Origin of the sequence: Acinetobacter sp. YH01004 (assembly GCF_013420455.1) — a bacterium.
Classification (GTDB): Bacteria; Pseudomonadota; Gammaproteobacteria; order Pseudomonadales; family Moraxellaceae; genus Acinetobacter; species Acinetobacter towneri.
In genome coordinates this window covers 49742-71732 of the sequence record NZ_VOXZ01000016.1, presented here as the reverse complement: position 1 = coordinate 71732, position 21991 = coordinate 49742, and the positions used below count along the sequence as shown (strand labels likewise).

The following is a 21991-nucleotide window of genomic DNA, read 5'->3' as shown; positions in this document are numbered from 1 at the left end:
CATCACGAATAGCTCTGTCACTGATATTCAAACCTGAAATAGCACCATATTTAGCCCACACCTCGCTACGAATACGACCAAGTAAAACAGCTTGTTTCTCAAGCTGTTTGTACTTTTGCACATTCAAATTTTTACAGTGATGAATGCGTGTTAATTTCACAAAGTCATGCCTAGGTTAAGGGATTGGATAATCAATAGATATGGATGCTAATATACCAAGACACTCACCTAAAATACAAAAGATAATCATTTAAATCTCTAATAAATACCCACCTTGCCACTACTGAATCGACATAGACAAAATGAGCACTTATGCAAATATTTATCTATATTTTTAGTTATAGTTAATTACTCTCCTCCGAGAAGACCTTTCCATGGGTTAGACATTAAGTCATCTTGATCTTCAATAGTGACTTTAATTTCATCATTCAATAATTGTCTAATCAAATGAACCTTATCATCTGGGATGAGCATCAGTTGAGCATTTAGTCCTGCCGCAATAATTTCTAAGGTATCTAATCGAGGATTGCCTTGACTTTCCAGTTTTTGGTACTGCTGTCTTGAAATGCCTGTACGTGATTGCATATCAACTTGCTTTAAACCCAATAGGGTTCGTCTTTTTTTGACTTGCTGTAGTAAAGACTTATTTAGTGTAGACATATTTATTGCTTTTTGGTGGTATAAGAAGCATATTAGTTGCTTTTTTATTAAGAAGCAATGACAGAAATTATTAACAGGCTCCGCGGCATCAATATTTAGGATCTAGGCAAGCTGATCTTGTTTAACATAAGCCACTTAGTAGTAGCTAATACTATCTTTTGTTTTGGAGTTTTTTTTATCTTGTATGATTGATACTTTGGAGCATCATCTACACGGTTTTTTGTTCACAGTTTTGAAAGAGCACTTTTGTAAACTTACTTTTTTAAGTATAAAAATTTCTTATGAAGTAAAATATTGAATAAAACAACAATAAAAAAGCCCCAGTCATTCAACTGAGGCTTTTAGAATCTGGAGCGGGAAACGAGACTCGAACTCGCGACCCCAACCTTGGCAAGGTTGTGCTCTACCAACTGAGCTATTCCCGCATGCGGTGTATAATACATTATGCAAAAATAGGGTCAATCCATTTATGCAAAAAATTAGCTTAATTGCATAAATAAACGACATTTTTTAGAACAACTGGCGATGAGATCGCCAAATTTAAGTAGAAAAACACGCTGTAACAGCACCAAGCACGAATGATTCTGCCAAAGTGCTGAGAATTGTATAGAACGCAGTTATACTGCTAGGCAGCCTTTAAACCATTTTGGGAAATACAATCATGAGTTTAGAACAACAATTGTTGCAACGCTTAGCTGCTTTAAATCCAAGTCATTTAGAAGTTGTGAATGAATCTGCAGGGCATGGCGGTTATTTCCCAGGAAAAGAATCCCATTTTAAAGTGGTGATGGTCAGTGATGTTTTTCAGGGCTTACGTTCGGTACAACGTCATCAAAAAATTTATGCCGCTGTGGGTGATCTACTCGCGCCAAATAAAATTCATGCGCTTGCGATTCATGCCTTTGTTGCCTCTGAGTGGCAAGGCCAAGATACGTCAAGCCCTGAATGTGCACATGCACCAAAAGATGCGTAAGGGAAGGCTATAGATGGAAAATTTATCAATGCTGAACAATATTCACGTTGCTGCAGTGGCTTTGTTGCTGTTGGTGATTGTGGTGCGTGCCATGACTTTATTTAAAGGTACATTGAACCACTCTCCAAACCCTAAAGCATGGAAAGTCTTTGTAGCTTTGCAGCATTCGGCACTCACGCTGATTGTGGTGACAGGAGTCATTGCCTTATTTCTGAAGGATTTTCAGGTCGAAGCTTGGTTTTATGCCAAAATTATTTTATTTTTTGTGATGCTTTCTTCTTTGATTAAAGCGTATAAAAAAGATGAGCGTATTTTGCTGGTGCAGCGCCGTGTTGGCTGGGGACTGGCCCTGATTGCTTTCATTGCCATTTTAGGTTTGGTTATGCTTAAACCAAGTTTTGGCTAGGGCAAGTTTAAGGATTGTTAGACACTATGCGCCAACAATCATAGCGGGTCGGTTAAACTGAACATATAACAAGAACTGAAGTCATTCAACGAGGGGCGACAATGCGCACACGTGTGGTGTTTAATCAGAAAGGTGGTGTTGGAAAGTCCAGTATTACCGTGAATTTGGCAGCAATCAGTGCTCATCAAGGGCTAAAAACACTGGTAATTGATCTCGACCCGCAAGCCAACTCCAGTCAATATTTACTGGGTGATGATGCGACCTATTCTGCCGATAAACCTGCACTTGAACCCAATATTGAAAATTATTTTGAAGAGGTTTTGGGGGGCAATCAGTCCAAAGGTTTATTGGGCAATGCGCTAGGCTCTATTTTAAAAAACCGCAGCAAAGGTTTAGAAGCTTATGTGCATCAGTCACCGTTTAAGAATCTGGATGTGATTCCTGCTAGCCCGCAATTAGGTGGTTTGGCACATGCCTTAGAATCTAAACATAAAATTTACAAACTACGTGATGCCTTGCAACAATTGTCCGATCAATATGACCGTGTATTTATTGATACCCCACCTGCATTTAACTTTTTTACGCTCTCTGCCTTAATTGCGGCAGATCGGGTGCTCATTCCTTTTGACTGTGATGTCTTTTCTAAACGTGCCTTACAAAGCTTGATTGAAAATGTTTTGGAAACCCAAGATGATCATAATCCGCATCTGGAAATTGAAGGGATTGTGGTGAATCAGTTTCAGGCGCAGGCCAAGTTGCCGCGTGAAGTGGTGCAGCAACTTAAAGATGAAGGTTTACCTGTTTTGAATAGCATGTTGCCGCCTTCGGTGTTGATGAAAGAATCACATCATAAAAATTTGCCATTAATTCATTTGGCAACAGATCATAAATTGACGCAGGCCTATCAATCGTTGTTCAATGAAATTGAGCAAGCGTGATACAGAGGTAGACATGAAAACATTTGCAATTGGTCTTGTCGCGGCAAGTAGTTTATTGCTAGGGGCTTGTGCGACCACAGTGAAACCTAGCTATGTGTCGCCTACACATTATCAGGCTTTGAATTGCCAACAATTACAAAGCGAATATAACCGTATTCAGCAATATATTGAAAGCGGTGTTGAAGCACCGAAACGTACAGGTGTTGGTGTGGGTATCGGTTTAGGCGGTGGTTGGGGCAGCCGTGGCGGTTGGGGCGTTGCACCGAGTGTTTCTGTCAATATGGGACAGTCATCCAATACCAAAAGAACAGAATTGGCACGTCTTTTAGGTGAGCAAGAAGCCATTGTGCAAGCAGCAAAATTTAAAGCTTGCCCGATTATTGTTAAGCCCAAACCTGTAACATCTTAAATTTTAGGATTTGCGAATATTTTGTCTATGGTGCTGCCATTTGTGCAGCACCATTGCTTAAAAAATGTAGCAAGATAATTCAAGGTTGATCTCAATCTAATATTTTAAAAACAAAAACTTAATTTTATTTTCTGTTCTATTTATACCCTTGGGTCAGTCCTGCCAGATAGAAAAACTTGTCATTTTTAATGGCTTTCATATAAGGTGTGCTCCTATTTTTTGATTTGCATGCTCTGGTGTTTATGATTGAAAGTTGGCTCTTTGTCCTAGCAATGATTGCGGTCTTGATGATTCCTGGCCCGACCAATGCGCTATTGGCAAGCTCAGCCCACCAACAAGGCATTGCCAAAACCAGTCTGCTGATTCCCGCAGAGTTTTTTGGTTATATGTATGCCATTAGTCTGTGGGCGTTATTCATTCATTTGAGTGCGCCAATTTGGCCTTATTTGATTGATATTCTGCATGTTTTAAGTGCGGGCTATGTATTTTGGATGGCTTTTCATTTATGGAAGCAGTCACATTTAGAACAACATTGTCAAAAGCACTCTGCCATTCGCCCTGCACAATTATTTTTTTCGACTTTTAAAAACCCGAAAGCCTTGTTATTTGCGGCAGGTATTTTGCCTACAGAAACATGGGATAACCCGACCAACTTTGCCATGGTCTATGTCTTATTTGGTCTGATTTTATTGCCAACAGCGTTATTTTGGATGTCTTTTGGGCGAGCAGTTTTGGCGCGAGAAACCAATAAAGTGACGGCAGATTTGTTATATAAAGGCTCGGCTTTGCTGTTGGTGGTGTGTATGCTGCCAGTGGTAGCACGTTTTTTCTAAAGATTTAGAGATTTTTGGTGAGTTGAGCACTCATCTCACCTATTTTGAATGGATAAGGGCAGCACTGTTCAACAGGCATGCCCAAAGAATTTCACAACTTAAGCAGTTTTTTTCTTGAGTTTTTGGCGAATAAAACCAATCACTCCAGGCAAGACACTTAAAATAATAATGCCGAAAATTAAATGGGTGAAATTGTCTTTCACTATTGGCATATTGCCAAACAAATAACCGAGTGTAATAAACGACGCGATCCAGCAAAAAGCGCCAATTACGTTATAGGTTAGGAAGTATTTATAATTCATGCTGCCTGCACCCGCCACGAAGGGCGCAAAGGTACGCGCAAAAGGCACAAAACGCGCAAAAATAATGGTTTTTCCGCCGTGTCGCTCAAAAAACTTCTGGGTTTCGATCAAATGTTTTTTATTGATAAAACGTGATTCCAGTTCAAAAACCCGTGGACCAATATATTTACCAATGTGGTAATTCAGGGTGTCACCGAGTACCGCAGCAGTAAACAATAAAATACCCAAAATCCACGGATCCATCACTCCTGTCGATGCAGCCAATGCGCCTGCCGCGAACAGTAAACTATCGCCAGGTAAAAACGGCATGACCACCAAGCCCGTTTCTACAAAAATAATCAGGAATAAAATAGCGTAAATCCATACCCCATATTGGGTGATGAATTCGAGCAAATGTTCATCGACGTGTAATATAAAATCAATCAGTTCCATGGGGAAAAACAAGCGAAAGTGTGCTCAAATCCTAGCAGTCCAGACGTTGAAAGTCAGTATGAAAAGCGAAATTATTTACAGATTATATTGTGCTAAAAATGCAACGAGATGTATTGGAAATTAGTATTTATCCTAAAAACGGAAATATTTAAGCTGTAACCATCATTCAAGAATGAATCAAAAATTGGTGGTCCAATGTTAAATCCAAATGTTGTGGTAAAAAGTGTGGTCGAAAAAGCAAGTGTGCAAGCCATTGTAAGTTTATTTGCACGTGCTTTTTTAGCGTATTTATTTATTGTATCTGGTTGGGGAAAAATTGCAGGCTATGATGCAACAGTGGGCTATATGCAAGCTATGGGTGTTTCAGGTTCATTGCTACCTTTGGTGATTTTGCTAGAACTTGGTGGTGGTTTGGCAATTCTATTCGGTTTACAAGCACGTGTCGTGGGTTTGGGTTTAGGTGTTTTTAGGGTGTGTTGACACTTTTAGCTTAAAAAAATAGCGAAGTAGTAAAATCAAATCGCCAAACCCAATTTTACTATTCGCTATGCCTCGTACCATGCTGACAGATCAACACTGGCAAAAGTTGAAAGTTATTCTGCGTAATTTATCCATTCACCACAACTCAAATTTACGCAATTTTATTGAAGCTATTCTCTATAGAATTAGGACAGGTTGTCCGTGGCGAGATATTCCTTCTTGTTTTGGTCATTCAAACTCTATTTTCAAACGTTTTAATCGTTGGTCAAGCAGCGGTAAGTTACTTAGATTATTCAAATTACTAGCCTCATGCCCCGATATGGAGTGGATTTTTATTGATGGCTCTCATGTACGTGCTCATCAACATTCTGCCGGCATAGCGAATCAATCTATTTCTAAAAGTGCAGGAGGAAACTCCTCAAAAATACATTTGATTGTTGATGCACATGGCAATCCTATTGATTTCATGATTACCGATGGAACCACACATGATGTTAAAGTTGCACCTGATTTAATATCAACATTAGATTTAAAAGAGACAAACGTGGTATGTGCAGATAAAGGCTATGATTCAGAACCACTGCGTGAACAGATCAGGAAAACAGGGACTAAAGCGAATATACCAAAGAAAACGAATAGCCAATCGAACAATGACCATATGGACTGGTATTTATATAAAATCAGGCATTTAGTTGAAAATATGTTTTGTAGATTAAAGCAATTTAGAGGAATAGCTACTCGATATGACAAGCTCAAAAGAAATTATCAAAGTTCTGTTGCCTTAGCCTGTATATTTTTATGGCTACCGTTATAGGGTTAATTATGAACAGTAAGTGTCAACAGACCCTAGTCTTTTAACTGCATTTTTATTCCATGCTGCACCAGAAGATGCGCTGAGTTTTATGAAAAATATTGGTTTGGCTGGCGGTTTCTTCTACATCATGCTTTACGGTGCAGGCAAAATAAGTCTAGACCATCTTTTGGAAGCAAAAAAGTAAGTCATTGATTTCCACATCAGCTCAACAATTTAAGCAATCTTCAAGAAGGTTGCTTTTTTTATGCCATAGAAAATGCATAGTCTTTTAAAACTTAGAGTATGTGGTCACTGCAATATCACGAAGAAAAATAGCCATTTTTAGGATTGTCTGAATAGTGTGCGCAAGGCGTGGAAAAATGCTAGAATAGCGCGCTTAATTCGTTTGCCTTTCTATAGTTGTTTGTCATGACTACCAATACTCAAATTACTGAAGATCGTATCCTGATTCTGGATTTCGGTTCGCAATATAGCCAGCTGATCGCACGTCGTGTTCGTGAAGCGGGCGTATATTCTGAAATGTATGCCTACGATATGTCGGAAGAAGACATTCGTGCATTTAATCCAAACGGTATTATCTTATCGGGTGGACCTGAAAGTGTTCACCAAGCGGGTAGTCCACGCGCACCTGAAATTGTATTTAACTTAGGCGTACCTGTACTGGGTATCTGCTATGGTTTACAAACCATGTCAGAACAACTGGGCGGTAAAGTTGAAGCGGGTTCAGTACATGAATTCGGTTATGCCGAAGTCGATATTTTGGTACGTGACAAACTGATTGGTAACTTGCAAGACCGTGAAAACCAATTGCACGTTTGGATGAGCCATGGCGATAAAGTGGCACGCATTCCAGAAGGCTTCCAAATTACGGCTAGCACACCAAGCTGCCCTGTGGCGATGATTTCTGATGAAACACGCCGTTTCTATGGTATTCAATTCCACCCAGAAGTAACGCACACGGCTAAAGGTGCAGAATTACTGTCTAACTTCGTACATCAAATTTGTGGATGTCGTGGTTTGTGGACACCAGAACACATTATCGACTTGCGTGTAGAACAATTACGTCAGCAAATTGGCGATGAAAAAGTATTGCTTGGTTTGTCGGGCGGTGTGGATTCTTCTGTGGTTGCGGCATTGTTGCATAAAGCCATTGGCGATCAATTAACGTGTGTATTTGTAGACAATGGTTTGTTGCGCTTGAACGAAGGCGATCAAGTGATGCAAATGTTTGCAGAAAACATGGGGATTCGCGTGATTCGTGCCGACGCTGAACAGCGTTTCTTGGGTGCATTGGCTGGCGAAGTTGATCCAGAGAAAAAACGTAAAATCATTGGTCGTGAATTTATTGAAGTTTTTGCCGAAGAAGCACGTAAGCTGGATGGCGTGAAATTCTTGGCACAAGGTACGATTTACCCAGACGTGATTGAATCTGCAGCCAGCAAACAAGGCAAAGCGCATGTGATTAAATCACACCACAACGTGGGTGGTTTACCAGAAGATTTAGCTTTTGAATTGGTTGAACCATTACGTGACTTGTTTAAAGATGAAGTTCGTAAACTTGGCACCACTTTAGGCTTGCCACACAGCATGATTTACCGCCATCCATTCCCAGGTCCAGGTTTGGGCGTGCGTATTTTGGGTGAAGTGAAAAAAGAATATGCAGATATTTTACGTTTAGCCGATGACATTTTCATGCAGGAACTGCGTGCAAGTGGTTGGTATGACAAAACAGCACAAGCGTTTGCGGTATTCCAGCCTGTGAAATCTGTTGGTGTCGTCGGCGATGGTCGTCGTTATGCATGGGTAATTGCACTTCGTGCTGTAGAAACAGTGGACTTTATGACAGCACGTTTCGCACATTTACCGTACGATTTAGTCGACAAAATCTCTACCCGCATCATGAATGAAATTGCAGACGTTTCACGTGTCACTTACGACGTATCGTCTAAACCACCTGCAACCATTGAATGGGAGTAATTCAGGGATTTCACGAAGCACTGCTTCGTGCCTGAATTACGCCAAGCGCTATGCGCGCGGCAGTCGGGGTTTCAAGCAGCACTGCTGCTTGCCAGTTTTACGCCATGAGCCTATTTTAAAACACCGCTATTTAAAATAGGCGCAAGATGCGCGCAGCAGCTAGGGTTTTTTAAACATACTCTAGCCCCAAAAACCCAAAAAATGAGCACGTAATGTGCTCATTTTTTTATATCTTTAGATCATCCAAGATTTAATTTCTTTTTTTACCGTAGATTTAGGGGGCTCAGACATTCCCACATCATAACTGATCACGCAGTTACGTCCGCTTTGTTTGGCTTGGTAAAGTGCGAGGTCGGCTTCTTTAATCAACAGCTGTAAGTCAGTTTGTTGCGGTTTTAAACTGGATACTCCAATGGAGACAGTGAAATTAAAACATTTTTTATCAATGCACATTTCATGCTGAGCAATTTTTTGTCTTAAGCGTTCTGAAATCATCAGTGCTTCATCTAAGCTGGTTTCACTAAGCAGAGCGATAAACTCTTCACCGCCAAAGCGTGCCAAAATATCCTTGCGGCGCATTTCTTTACGAGCAATGTCTGCAATATTTTGTAAGACCCGATCTCCAATATCGTGCCCATAGGTATCGTTAATTTGTTTAAAAAAGTCGACATCAAACATTAGTAAGCAGACCGATTCAGATTTAGGCCAGGCATGAATTTTGTGTTCTGCCATGTGTACAAACTGACGTCGGTTATTGAGTTGGGTCAGTTCATCGGTGTGTGCCAAGGCTTGCAAGGTATGAAAATTCCAGTCATCCAGCAAACTGCGTAAAAAGTGATGGCGGGCATTTAGGGTGTTGATCCAACTGATATACAAACTCAACAAACATACAGGGATATACACCACCATAAAAACTAAGGCATCCTGCAAATTGGTGAGGGAAATCACCCCCAAAAACATGAGTACGCTCATGACCAATGAATTGTAGACCGCAGGGCGGAAACGCACTTGAATACATAGGTTCGCCATGAGCACAAAAATGACCGAGGCATACACATAAGTGGAAATCCAAGGGCTTTGTGATTGCGACAGGATATAGAACCAAATACCGCAGCACAGTGTGGCGCTGACTGGTAAAATTAAATCTAGCAGGCGAATATCTTTGATCAATTTAAAGCAGAAATAATTGCCAATCAGCGCCAATACAACAGCACTGAGACGGAGTGTGGCCGAGAGTGTAGTGACATCTGGAATGATGAAATAATCGATAAAGAAATACAGCAGGAACGTCATTTGCCCAATGTAATTGACTTGGCGTAAATAACGACGCTGATGTAAATTCTGGTGTTGATAAAAATGTGTTTCAAATTGCGGCGGGAGTTGCGCAGCAGGGTGCTGCAATGCTTTTTCAATTGCTTGTCGGTTTTCAAGATCACACTCAGTTGTTTTTAAAAGTTTTTCTGAGGCTTCCTGATTGCTTAAAATCTTCGAACGGGTCTGTTCCCCCATTCGAGCTTTTACAGACATAGCGATATTTACTCAAATTGACAACTTATAGTGAGGATTATGCGCAAAATGCAGAAAAAATAACCTCCCTAAATTTGGGTATTTTCTCTATTTTTTTAAATTTTGGTCAAAATTATGCCATATATTTTAAGGTGTAGTTCAAGTTTGAACCATAAAAATCAGAACAACAAATTTCATCTTGCTCTTCGTTAGTGATTTACTATATTTAATAGTCAAGGAATTTACAGAAATATAAGAGGTATAGGATGAGCAACAGCAATTATACCGAGCTTTCCAATTCAGACGATTGTGATAAGTACGTCAAGCAATTTATACAGGAATTTCCACTGCGTAGTGCTGAAATTGGGCAGGGAACTTTAATTAAACGTGCTTTACCGAGTCGGCATAAACGCATGATTGGGGCATGGTGTTTTCTAGATCACGCAGGTCCTGTTAATTTTCCACAAGGTGAAGGCTTAGATGTCGGGCCGCATCCACATATTGGTTTGCAAACATTCACCTGGATGATTGAAGGCAGCATTATGCATACCGACAGTTTGGGTACTAAGCAATTGATTCGTCCCAAACAGGTTAATTTAATGACCGCGGGTTATGGTATTTCACATACCGAAGTTGCTCCCGACACCGAAACACACATGCATACAGCGCAACTGTGGATTGCTTTACCTGATGATCAGCGCAATATGGCGCCACGTTTTGATCATTACCCTGACTTGCCTGTGGTTTTGCTAGATGGAGTGGAATTTACCATCTTAGTTGGTGAATTTTTAAATACCACTTCACCAGTATTAGTACATAGTGAGTTGCTAGGGGTAGATATTTATAGTGAAACCAGCACGACAACCCGTTTGCCGCTGAATCCTAAATTTGAATATGGTTTGATGATGCTGGAAGGCACAGCCACTGTGCATGGGCATGAATTAAACGATGAAAATATGCTGGTGCTTGAACCGGGCTTAACCGAAATTCAGCTAGATTTACATGCGGGTGCGCGTCTGTTGCTATTGGGCGGTTTACCTTTTGAGTCGCCAATTTTGTTGTGGTGGAATCTCGTCGGTCGTACCCAAGAGGAACTCAGCATTGCACGTGAGCAATGGGTCAATCATGATCCTCGTTTTGGCACAATACCAGACTACGATGGACCACGTTTAGAAGCGCCGACTTTCCCCGCAAAAATGCGTGCATCAAAATAAATGATGGAATATCAATCTATAGGGAGCATCTTATGGCCAAGATTGGCACAGCACAGGTACGCAGTTTAGACACGGCATGGCAAGGTCAGATCCAAAGTGGTCAGCACCAATGGAAGGTAGATGAGCCTGAAAAGTTAGGTGGTCAAGATGCAGGTCCTGCACCTTATGATCTGTTATGTAGCAGTTTGGTCGCTTGCACCATGATTACCTTGCGTATGTATGCACAGCATAAGGGTTTGGATTTTGGCAAAATTCAGGTCGAGGCGGACTTCTTTACCAATCAGGAAGGGCAGGAGTGGATTGAACGCCGTGTGCAAACTGAAGCAGCGTTAGATGCAGAATTACAGCAAAAAGTACTGAATATCTGTCAAAAAACACCTGTGACGAAAACCTTGTTACGCAGTGTGGAAATTCGTACTGAATTGGGTTAAACCTAGAGTTGAATCCGTCTCTTATAAAAAGGCATGCAGGACATGCCTTTTTATAATGTTGCGTGAAACAGAAGATATAACAATCACTTAAAACAGATGTAATAAAAACAAAATAGGACGTTTATGATTACTTTACACCACCTTGATCAATCCCGCTCTTTCCGCATTTTGTGGGCGCTCGAAGAGCTGGGTTTGGACTATGAAATCAAGTTTTACCACCGTCAGCCCAATTTAAGTGCGCCCAATGAATTGAAGCTGATTCACCCATTGGGTAAAGCACCAATTTTGACGGATGCAGAGCAGACCATTGCAGAATCTGCAGTCATTTTGGAGTACTTGCAGCAGCATTATGATACGCAAAGGCAGTTTAAACCGCAGCAGGCTTCAGCACAGCAAGCATATCAATACTGGATGCATTATGCCGAAGGCTCGCTAATGCCATTGTTAGTGATGCAATTGGTGATAACCAATGTGCCGCAGCATGTGCCATGGTTAGTTCGACCAATGGCGCAAAAAATTACTGCAGGTGTTAAAGCAGGGTTTATTCAGCCTCGTTTAAAAGATCATATTGCTTATTTAGAAGATTATTTGGGCAAACATGATTATTTTGCAGGGGATTTTTCTTTTGCCGATATTCAAATGGGTTTCCCGCTCCAAGCATTGCAAAGCCGTACCGGGCATCATTATCCACAGATTGCGGCTTATTTGGCACGCGTGGAACAGCGTCCTGCATTTCAGCGTGCACGCGAACGTGAGCAGCAGTTAATGCAAATCTAGCGATGATTTTTGTGAGTACATCGTTCTATAGACCTAAAAAAAGATGCCGAGGCATCTTTTTTTAATTGATTTTGGTCGATTGATAACAATGAGGCTTAGCGTTTCACGACAATTGAATCAATTCCACTATGCTGCAAAGTTTGCTGAGCAATCACTGCAGCATCGGCTGAATCATAAGGGCCTGAAATCACCCGATACCAAGTTTCACCACCTTCTACACTTTTCACTACATCTGCCGATAAACCATTCAAAATAATTTCGGCACGACGTGCATCTGCAGCATCTGGGTCGGTATAGCTACGCACTTGTAGAATATAGCTGGCTTGTACCACAGGGGCAGGCATTTCTGTCAGACCAACATTGGCTTCGCTGGCCGCTGGCGCCTCTACAGCAGCAGGCGCTTCAACAATGACTACGGTATTCTGTTGCTGTGTTTCAGGCACCGCTTGCTCAGGAATTGGGGTAACCTGTTGCTGTGGCAGCAAATCATAAAAACGATAGTCTTTGTTGGTATCTTCCTGATAATGCTCAGAATTGATTTGCCCTTTAGGCTGTACAGGTGCCCACGGTTTCCATAGCATTAAGGCTACAGCAAAACACAACACGATTAAAATCACCACGAGTGTGCCTAACCACGTTGGAATTAGTGGTTTTTTGGGCTTATTCGGTCGTTCAGATACACCGCGTTGCGTTTTTCCAAACACGTGGACTTCCTCTTGTTATGCTTTTATTTGGCTTTTACATTGTTTCTGGTGCAGAGACACCTAATAATTCTAAACCATTACGCAAGACTTGTTGTACGTTTACTGAAAGCAATAAGCGTGCTTGAGTCAAGGCTGCATCATCATTCAGAACTTTATGCTCATTGTACCAACCGTGGAACAATGCTGCTAATTCTTTCAAATAGTTACCTACCTGATGCGGTTCGTGGCTGTTGGCAGCACGTACTAAAATTTCAGGATACGCAGCCAGTTTGGCTAAAATTTCAGTTTCAGCATCTAGCTCAAGTTTAGCGGCAAACTGACGTGCAGTTGTCGCATTAAAATTCAATTGCGTAGCAGCAGCTTTTTCGAGCATACGACAAATACGTGCATGAGCATATTGAATATAGTAGACCGCATTGTCTTTACTTTGTGAAACGGCCAAATCTAGGTCAAAGTCAATGTGCTGTTCAGATTTGCGCATGACGTAATAGAAACGTGCAGCATCGTTGCCGACTTCTTTACGCAAATCACGCAAGGTCACGTACTGACCTGAACGGGATGACATTTGTACCATTTCACCACCACGCCATAAGCTCACGAACTGCACTAACAGTACCGTTAATTTTTTCGAGTCGTAGCCTAGTGCATCAATGGCCGCTTTCACACGTGAAATATAACCGTGGTGATCTGAACCCCAAATATCAATTAGGTCTGTGTAGCCACGTTGTAATTTATTCAGGTGATAAGCAATGTCTGAAGCAAAGTAAGTGGTTTGACCATTGCGGCGTTTCACCACACGGTCTTTTTCATCGCCAAATGCGGTCGATTTAAACCAGATATTGCCGTCTTGTTCGTATAGATAACCACGTTGATCTAGTGTTTGCAGAGCTTCATCAATTTTTTCAGTCAATGACGCTTCGCTAAACCATTGGTTAAAGGTGACACCAAACTCGCCCAAGTCATCTTTAATGTCGGCCAAAATAGCATTCAGCGCAGCCTGATGGAACACGCGGTAATCATCACCCAAGAGCGTTTGTGAATTGAAAATCAAACCATCAATGTGTTTTTCTTTGTCGCCCGACAAGACCACTTTGTTGCCATCGGCATCGAGTTCTGCCGCATATTGCACATCTTCAGGCACATTGTTATATACATCTGCAACAGGGCGTACATGGCGTTCACCATCCTGTTTTAAAATGCTTTGTGCGATGTCTTTAACGTAGTCACCCTGATACGCATTTTTGGGGAACACCAGCGTTTGACCTGCCAGTTCCAAATAACGCAAGTAAGTTGAAGTCGCCAAAATATCCATTTGACGGCCAGCATCATTGACATAGTATTCACGGTCAACTTTAGCACCTGTGGCTTCAAGTAAATTGGCAACTGTCATACCATAAGCAGCACCACGACCATGACCCACGTGTAGGCTTGAGGTTGGGTTAGCAGAAACGAACTCGACCTGAATGCGTTTTTCTGCATTGATTTGGCTGCGTCCAAATTGTTGTTTTTGTGCTTGAATTTGATCTAAAACACTAAAACGCTGGTCGGCATTTAAAAAGAAGTTAATAAAACCAGGGCCTGCAATCTCTGCTTTGCTGATGTCTGCAACTTCAGGCAGAGCAGCAAGAATTTTTTCGGCTAAATCGCGTGGCTTCATGCCTGCGGCTTTAGAGGCAATCATGGCAATATTTGATGCGAAATCACCGTGGCTGCGGTCTTTGGTACGGGTTAAATTACTCGTATTGTTCCAGTCAGATGGGAGTACACCTTCAGCTTGAAGGGATTGCACTGCATGATCGAGCGCTGCTTGTATTGCCGTATTCATATTTAGTCGAAAAATAGATGTGCAGAAAAACGCTAAATATAGCAAATTTCAGGGGCTTTAGGGGAGTGCAATTGTATGCTTTATCGAATTTCAGAGATTGTAGCTAAGCATGAACAAATTGCCTGAAAAATCATCCTTTAAGCAAGCAATTCATGGCATAGTATGCGGCATTCAGTGAGGCGAAAAGGCTAGAGCATGAAACAACGTGCAATGATTTTTGGCAATGTACCCAAATTACCCATGAAATGGGCCACGGTGGTAATGCCTTTCTTTTTATCATGTTTGATGAGTGGCATTATTTCCTTTATCAATATGATTCGTAATTTAGGCTGGATTGATGGTTTTTTTGCACTCTGGTTCAATAACTGGATGATTTCTTGGGCCTTTGCTTTTCCAGTGGTGCTGTTTGTTTTGCCGATGGTGCGTAAGTTCACCAGCCTGATTGTAGATATGTCAGCTTTACAGCCACCGAAATAATCGTGATTGTATTGTTCTCTGTTTAGGTTGATTCAAAGAGCGTAGCACTCAAAAATATACGGTTATCAGAAATAAAAATCATTCAGATTTGGCTATCAAACTTCTAAATGCCCCCTTTGCTGCAAAAGGGGCTAAGCTAGTCAGATGTCAGATGGTGCATCTCAATCCATGCGCCATCAGCAACCGATTAGAATGAGATGAACAATGACAACCGCAAATTTGCAGCAGAAACGTCCTTTATATATTCCCTATGCGGGCAACGGCCTTTTAGAATTGCCTTTATTAAATAAAGGTTCTGCATTTTCAGAAGAAGAACGCACCCGTTTTAACTTGCATGGCTTAATTCCACATGCAATTGAAAATATTGAAGAACAAAGCCAGCGTTCGTATCAGCAATATTCTGCTTTTAGCGATGCCATCAACAAGCATATTTATTTGCGCAACATTCAGGACACCAATGAAACCCTGTTTTATCACCTGATTGAACAGCATTTGAGTGAAATGATGCCTATTATTTACACCCCAACTGTAGGCGAGGCATGTCAGCGTTTTTCCGATATTTACCGCCGTCATCGGGGTATTTTTATTTCCTATCCAGACCGTGCCCATATTGATGATATTGTACAAAACATCAATAAAAAGAATGTCAAAGTCATTGTGATTACCGATGGTGAGCGTATTTTAGGCTTGGGTGATCAGGGCATTGGCGGCATGGGTATTCCAATTGGAAAACTGTCTTTATATACAGCATGTGGCGGTATTAGTCCTGCCTATACCTTACCCATTACCTTAGATGTAGGCACCAATAACCCACAATTACTGAATGATCCGATCTATATGGGCTGGAATCAGCCACGTATTAGTGGTGAGGAATACTATCAATTTGTCGATCAGGTGATTGATGCGGTGAAACGCCGTTGGCCAAAGGCATTGATTCAGTTTGAAGATTTTGCTCAGAAAAATGCCATGCCCTTGCTGAATAAATATCGTGATCAGATTTGCTGTTTTAATGATGATATTCAAGGCACGGCAGCCGTTTCTGTGGGCAGCTTAATTGCAGCATCACGGGCTGCAGGCAAACAACTGAAAGATCAAACCATTGCCTTCTTGGGCGCAGGTTCGGCAGGTTGTGGTATTGCCGAGCAAATTGTGGCGCAAATGGTGGTGGAAGGCTTAAGCGATGCTGAAGCACGTGCTCGTGTGTATATGGTGGATCGTTTTGGCTTATTCACCAGCAATCAGCCAAACTTGCTCGATTTCCAACGTAAATTGGCACAAAGTCCTGACCGTGTTGCACATTGGGGCAATCCTGAAGGTGTGATTTCTCTGTTGGACGTCATTCAAAACGCCAAGCCAACGGTATTGATTGGGGTTTCGGGGCAACCGGGTTTATTTACTGAAGAGGTGATTAAAACCTTGGCTGCCAATTGCGAGCGTCCAATTGTGTTGCCATTGTCAAACCCAACCTCACAAGTTGAAGCATTTCCTGCCGATATTTTGGAGTGGACTGAAGGCAAGGCCTTAATTGCAACAGGTAGCCCATTTGAGCCAGTGAACTATCAGGGCAAACTTTATAATATTTCCCAATGCAATAACTCGTATATTTTCCCAGGTATTGGCTTAGGGGTAATCGCTGCAGGGGCAACACGTGTGACAGACAGTATGTTAATTGCATCCAGTAATGCGCTGGCGGACTGCTCACCATTGTTGCAGGATCCAAATGCAGATTTATTGCCTGATTTAAATGAAATTCAGCAGGTGTCTAAATTTATTGCATTTAGAGTCGCAAAAGCAGCAATGGATGCAGGCGTTGCAGCTGTCATGAGTGATGAGGCATTACGAGAGGCAATTGAGGCTAATTTCTGGAAGCCTGAATATCGTGATTATAAACGTGTGACGTTTTAAGCAAAATTCATTCGTGTATTGTTAATGAAATAAGCCACAAGGCGTGCTATTGCACGCCTTGTTTTTATTTGGAATAGGATGGGGTTTGCGATGTGATTACTTGGAATTTAAGTCTTCAACTCACACTAAGCAATATAGTTCTGTTTTGGATTTAAATCGGCACAATTCAAAGGATTTAAGGCACATTGCAATTCATCAATTTGCTGCTCACTGACATAGCCTTGTCCAATCAGGTATTTTGCAACGTGGTCATCTCTCAGGCTTATAAACGCAGCATCGTACACGCCTAAATCGACAAATAAGGCTGCCGTTTCAAGACTGTTAAAACGGTCTAAATACACGTCATTGCCATACAGTAGAAAAATATGTTCAGTGGGTGCATGCGCATCGACTTTTAAGCGTTCTGCCAGCTCAAAAGGTGAGGTTTTAATGAACAGCAAATCGGACAATTCATCAAATTGAGCTGTATCGAGTTGTGCCTCATCTGTTTTGACTTTGCCTAACCATGCTTTAAAGACCAGTACCGCACCACCACGTAATAACATACTCCAAATATGCTGGCGGGTGCTTTGATCTAAGCCTTGCGCTTCTTGTTCCAAAACATCCAGTAATTGCTCCTCCTGTGCTGAAAGTTTGTTGAACAGACCTAAACCTTGTGGTTGATACGCCGCAGGGCGAAACACATCAAAATTGAGTTCTTCAAAGACTTGTAGGGCTAAGGGTACTGCGGTTTGATACAGGGTATTCAGCGCTTGTAGATGAGGAGCTTTGAGTTTGCTGTTTTGAAACAGACGATCCCAGTGAATTTCGGGCAATAGCGCATTTACGCCATATTGACGCTGTAGCTGCTGTGTTTGTTCTGCGAGCTGCTGTTCATGGTTCACGGTATTCATGAGATTCTTCCTAAAACGTGGAAACAGGTCGATCAACGCTTAATAGGGCAGGAAATTTGTTTGGATGTGGCTTGAAGATGAATGCGCTGATCATTTCTTGTACTTAGTTATGCGCGCAGATAGTCAATAGATGTATAAGACTAAAGTCTAATGTATTGCAATGTGCTCAGAAAAGCCTTTACAAACTCGGCAATTAAAGAAATTGTAAGCAAGTTTGGGTGTATTTGCTTACGATCTTGTCAGACTTTGCCATAGCGAATCTGACCATGATATTTAATGTGAATTGTAGCGCATCAAAAGGCAGTGTTTTTGAAAAGTTTGGTCAATTGGTGTGCTGCATCAGGTCAATCGCTGTCAATATTGACAGCAAATGTGTTGGATTTTCATTGTGGCCATATTTCGCTATGTAAAGTGAAGCTTGGTCATCAGACTAACAAATGTAACCAAACCAGAAAATGTAACAAGGTCGGTGCGTTCATCTCAGCTTTATCTCTGTGGGATGAGCGCCCCAAATTAGCCAAAGTTAGGTATGTGAATCAAGTCTCCGAAATTTTCAGACCCGATAACCAAGAACGTAGCGATGCTGGTTTTAATGGTTTTTTCAGCAAGACGATGTTGAGTTCTTTTAAGCGTTGCGGTAGTTCTGGATCAGAGTCAGCAGTAATTAACGCCACAGGTACATCGGCTTGACGATGTTCCAGAATAAAATCTAAACCGATTTTATCGTCATTTAAGTGCTGATCGACCAACCAAACTTGAATGTGCTCACGTTGAATCAACTCAATTGCTTGTTCAGGTTCGGTGGCTTTAAATACGTGATAGCCCCATTTACTCAGCAGGGTCGCCATGCCTTCCAAAATGGTTTCATCATTGTCTAAACACAAAATTTTATAGGCTTTGGTTTTCAACGGCACCACTTGCACAGGTGCAGCCACTACTTTTGGAGCTTCGACAATCGGCACTTCAATCATAAAGCACGAGCCTTTGCCCAATTCCGAATAGACATGCACAGGGTAGTTCAGCAAACTGGTCATACGCTGCACAATCGCTAACCCAAGACCTAGACCTTGCTCACCCCAAGGCGACGTATGTCCGCAACGCTCAAATTCCTGAAACAGTTTAATACGTTGTTCTTCGGCAATACCCGGACCTGTATCCCACACCCCAATTCTAATATGTTGTGGATGTTCTGCAGAACGTAACACGCCCACGACCACACGCCCTTTGGCGGTATAGCGCAGCGCATTGCTGACAAAGTTTTGAATAATACGACGAATCCATTGTGGGTCGGTATCAATCCAGAACTGTACGTCATGCACACGGAATTCAATGCCACGTTGTGCCGCAATGGATTTAAATTGCAGGCTTAAATCGCTGAGTAAGTCATGCAGTGGATAAGCCTGACGTTTCGGCTGAATCGTACCGCCTTCCAAACGGGCAATATCCAACAAGGCCGAGAGCATACTTTCTGCACCATGCAGGGCACGATCCAGTTGTTGCAGGGTTTTACGGTCTTCATCGGACTGAATACTTTGCTCTAAAGCCGTACTGAATAAGCGCGCTGCATGCATTGGCTGTAATAAGTCATGACTGGCAGCGGCAATAAAGCGGCTTTTGGACATATTGGCTTTGTCGGCTTGTTCACGTGCCAATTGCTGTTCTGCCAAAGCATCGGCCAATTGTTGTGTGCGATCTTGTACCCGTGCTTCAAGTACGGCTTCGTTTTCACGGAAAGCGGTAATATCGGCAAAGGTGGTCACGAAACCACCGCCTTCAATTGGATTACCACGCATTTGAATTACACGACCATCTTTACGGATGCGTTCAAACTCGTGTGCACTGCCCATTTTCATCCAGTGAATACGTTTACGCACGTGTTCTTCAATTGAGCCCGGACCACATTCACCACGTTCTGCGTTATAGCGAATCAAATCGGCAATTGGGCACCCGACATAGACAATATCTTTAGGATAATCAAATAGTTTGAGATATTGATTATTCCATGCTACCAAACACATATTTTCATCTACCACACTCACGCCTTGGGTCATGTGGTCAATCATGGTCATGATTAGGTTTTGGTTAAAGCGTTGCCATTGTGAGGCTTGGTCAAGAATATTCGCAACTTGCCCTAAAGCGAGTCCGTTATTGACCATGGCAGTGGTGAGCAAAGTACGCGCAGATGCTGCACCAATGGTGCCTGCCAAATATTGTTCGGTAAAACGCCACCACATGCCGTTGGCATTGGCATTTTCATTCAGCACCACATTATTTTGCTGACTAAACTGCTCAAAGGCTTGTCGGGTTGGAGATTCGCCTGTAATGCGTTTTGCCAGTGTGATTAAATCGCCTACTTTTAAACGCGCTACATCCTGATGTGAATAGCTGACCTCGTTGCTCATGTTCTGAGTTGGCAAAGGCTTGGTTTCATAATAAAAGAAACTTTCGGCCTGAATCTGTTCTGCCACACTTGGGCGGAAAATACGTGACACCCAAACATATAACAAAATATTTAAACCGAGCGCCCAAACCACCCCATGTGTGAGCGGGGCAAAAGATTCAAAGCCAAGCAAGGCTTCAGGGCGTAACCAGTTGATGCCTAAAGGTCCCAGCAATAAAAATTCACGGGTAAACTCGCTGAACTGACTTGGCAGGCTGCGTAAAATAGTCGGAAGTAGCAGGGTATAGGCCCACATCGCAAATCCAACAATTAAGCCTGCATAAACGCCCTGTTTACTGCCACCACGCCAATATAACCCCCCAATCAGGGCAGGGGAGAACTGTGCCACTGCACTAAAGGCCAACAAGCCAAACACAGAAAGTTGATCAATATCGTTAAAGAAGTTGAAGAACAGGAAGCCGAGCAGCATCACCGCTAAAATACAAATGCGTCGGGTGAATTTCAGTACCAAAGGCAAGCGCTTGTCATGGCGTGAGAAAATGCCCATGCGCCACAAGGCAGGCATGATCAGGTCATTACTCAGCATGATCGACAGTGCTACTGAAGATACCAATAGCATGCCTGTTGAGGCGGAGAATCCTCCCAAGAACGCCAACAGCGTCAACCAGTCTTGGTTATAACTGAGTGGCAAAGACAAAACCGCTACATCTGGGATGGCTAAATATTGCGGAGCTGCGTGCAAGGCCCAACTGGCAATTGGAACAATCGCGATGGTGGTTAAAATCAGATAAACGGCAAACCAGCGACGCGCACCCCGAATATGTTTTTCATCGCGCAGTTCGACCACAGCAACGTGAAACTGACGCGGCAAACAAATAATCGCTAATGCCGCCAATAAGGTTTGCACCCAAAAGGTTTCAGGCACACCAAACAGCTGTACTTCATGGAAGGTAATTGAAACATCATTGGCAATTTGATGAATATTGTCAGGCGCTTCAAATACAAAGAAGAAGGCCACAGCCAGCAAGGCAAATAGTTTGACAAAGGACTCAAAGGCAACCGCAAGCATTAAGCCGCCGTGTTGTTCGGTATTGGCAATTTGTCGAGTACCAAACAGCATCGCCAAAATAGCCAATAAACCTGTCAGGAATAACACCGCATTGGTGGTACTTTCAACATTGGTGCTTTGATCCAAAATCACTGCGGCACTCAGCGCAATTGCGCGTAATTGCAAAGCCAAATACGGGATAATTGCAATCACCGCCAAAATTGTGACCAGTGATGCCAATGGCCCGCTTTTACCGTAACGTGCAGCAACAAAGTCAGCAATCGATGAAATGGCGTGGTGTTGTCGCACTCGACCCAAACGTCGCCAAATATCATAACCAACAGCGACAAACAGCAATGGCCCTAAATAAATGGGTAAAAAAATGATCCCTTCACGAACGGCTGCGCCCGTTGCACCATAAAAAGTCCATGATGAACAGTACACCCCTAAAGTTAAGCTGAACATGAGCATGCGCCCACGCGTGCTTAAACGACTGGCGTGTTTTTCCCCATAGAAAGCACAGATAAAAAGTAATGCGATATAGAGGGCTAAAACCCCCATAATGAGCCAGCTGTTCATGATGCCT

The 21991-nt window shown here is 42.3% G+C and carries 21 protein-coding genes and 1 tRNA gene; 14 read left to right on the top strand and 8 right to left on the bottom strand.

All coding sequences use genetic code 11. From position 1 onward, the window contains the following. Positions 1-348: 348 nt before the first annotated feature. Both FTT71_RS11135 and FTT71_RS11130 read right to left on the bottom strand, forming a co-directional pair. Complete coding sequence (locus tag FTT71_RS11135) at positions 349-660, bottom strand: helix-turn-helix domain-containing protein (protein ID WP_104852853.1); 312 nt, start codon at positions 658-660, stop codon at positions 349-351. 349 nt (positions 661-1009) lie between these two features. Beyond that, positions 1010-1085, bottom strand: a tRNA-Gly gene (locus FTT71_RS11130). Between the two features lie 236 nt (positions 1086-1321). Here FTT71_RS11130 and FTT71_RS11125 point away from each other — a divergent pair. The 5 genes from FTT71_RS11125 to FTT71_RS11105 all read left to right on the top strand — a co-directional run bounded on the left by FTT71_RS11125 (position 1322) and on the right by FTT71_RS11105 (position 4219). After that, positions 1322-1633 (top strand): BolA family transcriptional regulator, encoded by a 312-nt coding sequence (locus tag FTT71_RS11125; RefSeq protein ID WP_104852854.1) that lies wholly within the window; start codon positions 1322-1324, stop codon positions 1631-1633. Positions 1634-1646: 13 nt separating this feature from the next. After that, on the top strand, positions 1647-2039 hold the full coding sequence (locus FTT71_RS11120; RefSeq protein WP_104852855.1) for a SirB2 family protein: 393 nt from the start codon (positions 1647-1649) through the stop codon (positions 2037-2039). Between the two features lie 101 nt (positions 2040-2140). After that, positions 2141-2977: a ParA family protein gene (locus FTT71_RS11115; protein ID WP_168460980.1), complete on the top strand. Its 837-nt coding sequence runs from the start codon at positions 2141-2143 to the stop codon at positions 2975-2977. A 13-nt stretch (positions 2978-2990) separates the two neighbouring features. Continuing rightward, on the top strand, positions 2991-3386 hold the full coding sequence (locus FTT71_RS11110; protein WP_004970241.1) for a hypothetical protein: 396 nt from the start codon (positions 2991-2993) through the stop codon (positions 3384-3386). 242 nt (positions 3387-3628) lie between these two features. Beyond that, complete coding sequence (locus FTT71_RS11105; protein WP_131261281.1) at positions 3629-4219, top strand: LysE family translocator; 591 nt, start codon at positions 3629-3631, stop codon at positions 4217-4219. A gap of 98 nt (positions 4220-4317) precedes the next feature. On the opposite strand, the gene FTT71_RS11100 is transcribed toward FTT71_RS11105, so the two are convergent. Beyond that, positions 4318-4953 (bottom strand): DedA family protein, encoded by a 636-nt coding sequence (locus FTT71_RS11100; RefSeq protein WP_096902210.1) that lies wholly within the window; start codon positions 4951-4953, stop codon positions 4318-4320. Between the two features lie 195 nt (positions 4954-5148). Here FTT71_RS11100 and FTT71_RS11095 point away from each other — a divergent pair, with 195 nt between their 5' ends. From FTT71_RS11095 to guaA, 4 genes are all read left to right on the top strand, one after another. Next, on the top strand, positions 5149-5433 hold the full coding sequence (locus tag FTT71_RS11095) for a DoxX family protein (RefSeq protein WP_373685404.1): 285 nt from the start codon (positions 5149-5151) through the stop codon (positions 5431-5433). 67 nt (positions 5434-5500) lie between these two features. Next, positions 5501-6247, top strand: coding sequence for an IS5-like element ISAba31 family transposase (locus tag FTT71_RS11090; protein WP_180061032.1), 747 nt, complete (start codon positions 5501-5503; stop codon positions 6245-6247). 19 nt (positions 6248-6266) lie between these two features. Further along, the gene (locus FTT71_RS11085) at positions 6267-6431 is read left to right on the top strand and encodes a DoxX family protein (RefSeq protein ID WP_180061031.1); all 165 of its coding nucleotides are present in this window, start codon (positions 6267-6269) and stop codon (positions 6429-6431) included. A 224-nt stretch (positions 6432-6655) separates the two neighbouring features. Beyond that, positions 6656-8224 carry a glutamine-hydrolyzing GMP synthase gene (gene guaA / locus FTT71_RS11080; RefSeq protein ID WP_180005906.1) on the top strand — a complete coding sequence of 523 codons (1569 nt, stop codon included), beginning with the start codon at positions 6656-6658 and terminating at the stop codon, positions 8222-8224. A 234-nt stretch (positions 8225-8458) separates the two neighbouring features. Here the strand turns inward: guaA and FTT71_RS11075 are convergent, their stop codons facing one another. Next, entirely contained in the window at positions 8459-9751 is a 1293-nt protein-coding gene (locus tag FTT71_RS11075; protein WP_180005907.1) for a GGDEF domain-containing protein, read from the bottom strand. A gap of 245 nt (positions 9752-9996) precedes the next feature. Here FTT71_RS11075 and FTT71_RS11070 point away from each other — a divergent pair, with 245 nt between their 5' ends. The 3 genes from FTT71_RS11070 (at position 9997) to FTT71_RS11060 (ending at position 12152) form a co-directional block, all read left to right on the top strand. After that, entirely contained in the window at positions 9997-10944 is a 948-nt protein-coding gene (locus FTT71_RS11070) for a pirin family protein (RefSeq protein WP_004970229.1), read from the top strand. A 32-nt stretch (positions 10945-10976) separates the two neighbouring features. Beyond that, the gene (locus tag FTT71_RS11065; protein ID WP_004970227.1) at positions 10977-11375 is read left to right on the top strand and encodes an OsmC family protein; all 399 of its coding nucleotides are present in this window, start codon (positions 10977-10979) and stop codon (positions 11373-11375) included. A gap of 123 nt (positions 11376-11498) precedes the next feature. Then, entirely contained in the window at positions 11499-12152 is a 654-nt protein-coding gene (locus FTT71_RS11060) for a glutathione S-transferase family protein (protein WP_131261277.1), read from the top strand. Positions 12153-12247: 95 nt separating this feature from the next. Here FTT71_RS11060 and FTT71_RS11055 read toward each other — a convergent pair whose 3' ends face one another. Then, positions 12248-12856, bottom strand: coding sequence for an SPOR domain-containing protein (locus FTT71_RS11055; RefSeq protein ID WP_004970222.1), 609 nt, complete (start codon positions 12854-12856; stop codon positions 12248-12250). 34 nt (positions 12857-12890) lie between these two features. Continuing rightward, positions 12891-14681, bottom strand: coding sequence for an arginine--tRNA ligase (gene argS / locus FTT71_RS11050; protein ID WP_104852866.1), 1791 nt, complete (start codon positions 14679-14681; stop codon positions 12891-12893). A gap of 195 nt (positions 14682-14876) precedes the next feature. Between argS and FTT71_RS11045 the strand changes: the two genes are divergently transcribed. Both FTT71_RS11045 and FTT71_RS11040 read left to right on the top strand, forming a co-directional pair. Beyond that, positions 14877-15158: a DUF2798 domain-containing protein gene (locus tag FTT71_RS11045; RefSeq protein WP_180044113.1), complete on the top strand. Its 282-nt coding sequence runs from the start codon at positions 14877-14879 to the stop codon at positions 15156-15158. Between the two features lie 204 nt (positions 15159-15362). After that, on the top strand, positions 15363-17063 hold the full coding sequence (locus FTT71_RS11040; RefSeq protein ID WP_004970216.1) for an NAD-dependent malic enzyme: 1701 nt from the start codon (positions 15363-15365) through the stop codon (positions 17061-17063). Between the two features lie 125 nt (positions 17064-17188). On the opposite strand, the gene FTT71_RS11035 is transcribed toward FTT71_RS11040, so the two are convergent. Both FTT71_RS11035 and FTT71_RS11030 read right to left on the bottom strand, forming a co-directional pair. Then, a complete protein-coding gene (locus FTT71_RS11035) occupies positions 17189-17956 on the bottom strand; it encodes a hypothetical protein (protein WP_096902222.1) in 768 nt (255 codons plus the stop codon). Positions 17957-18492: 536 nt separating this feature from the next. Then, positions 18493-21984: a PAS domain-containing hybrid sensor histidine kinase/response regulator gene (locus FTT71_RS11030; RefSeq protein WP_004970213.1), complete on the bottom strand. Its 3492-nt coding sequence runs from the start codon at positions 21982-21984 to the stop codon at positions 18493-18495. Between the last annotated feature and the right edge of the window lie 7 nt (positions 21985-21991).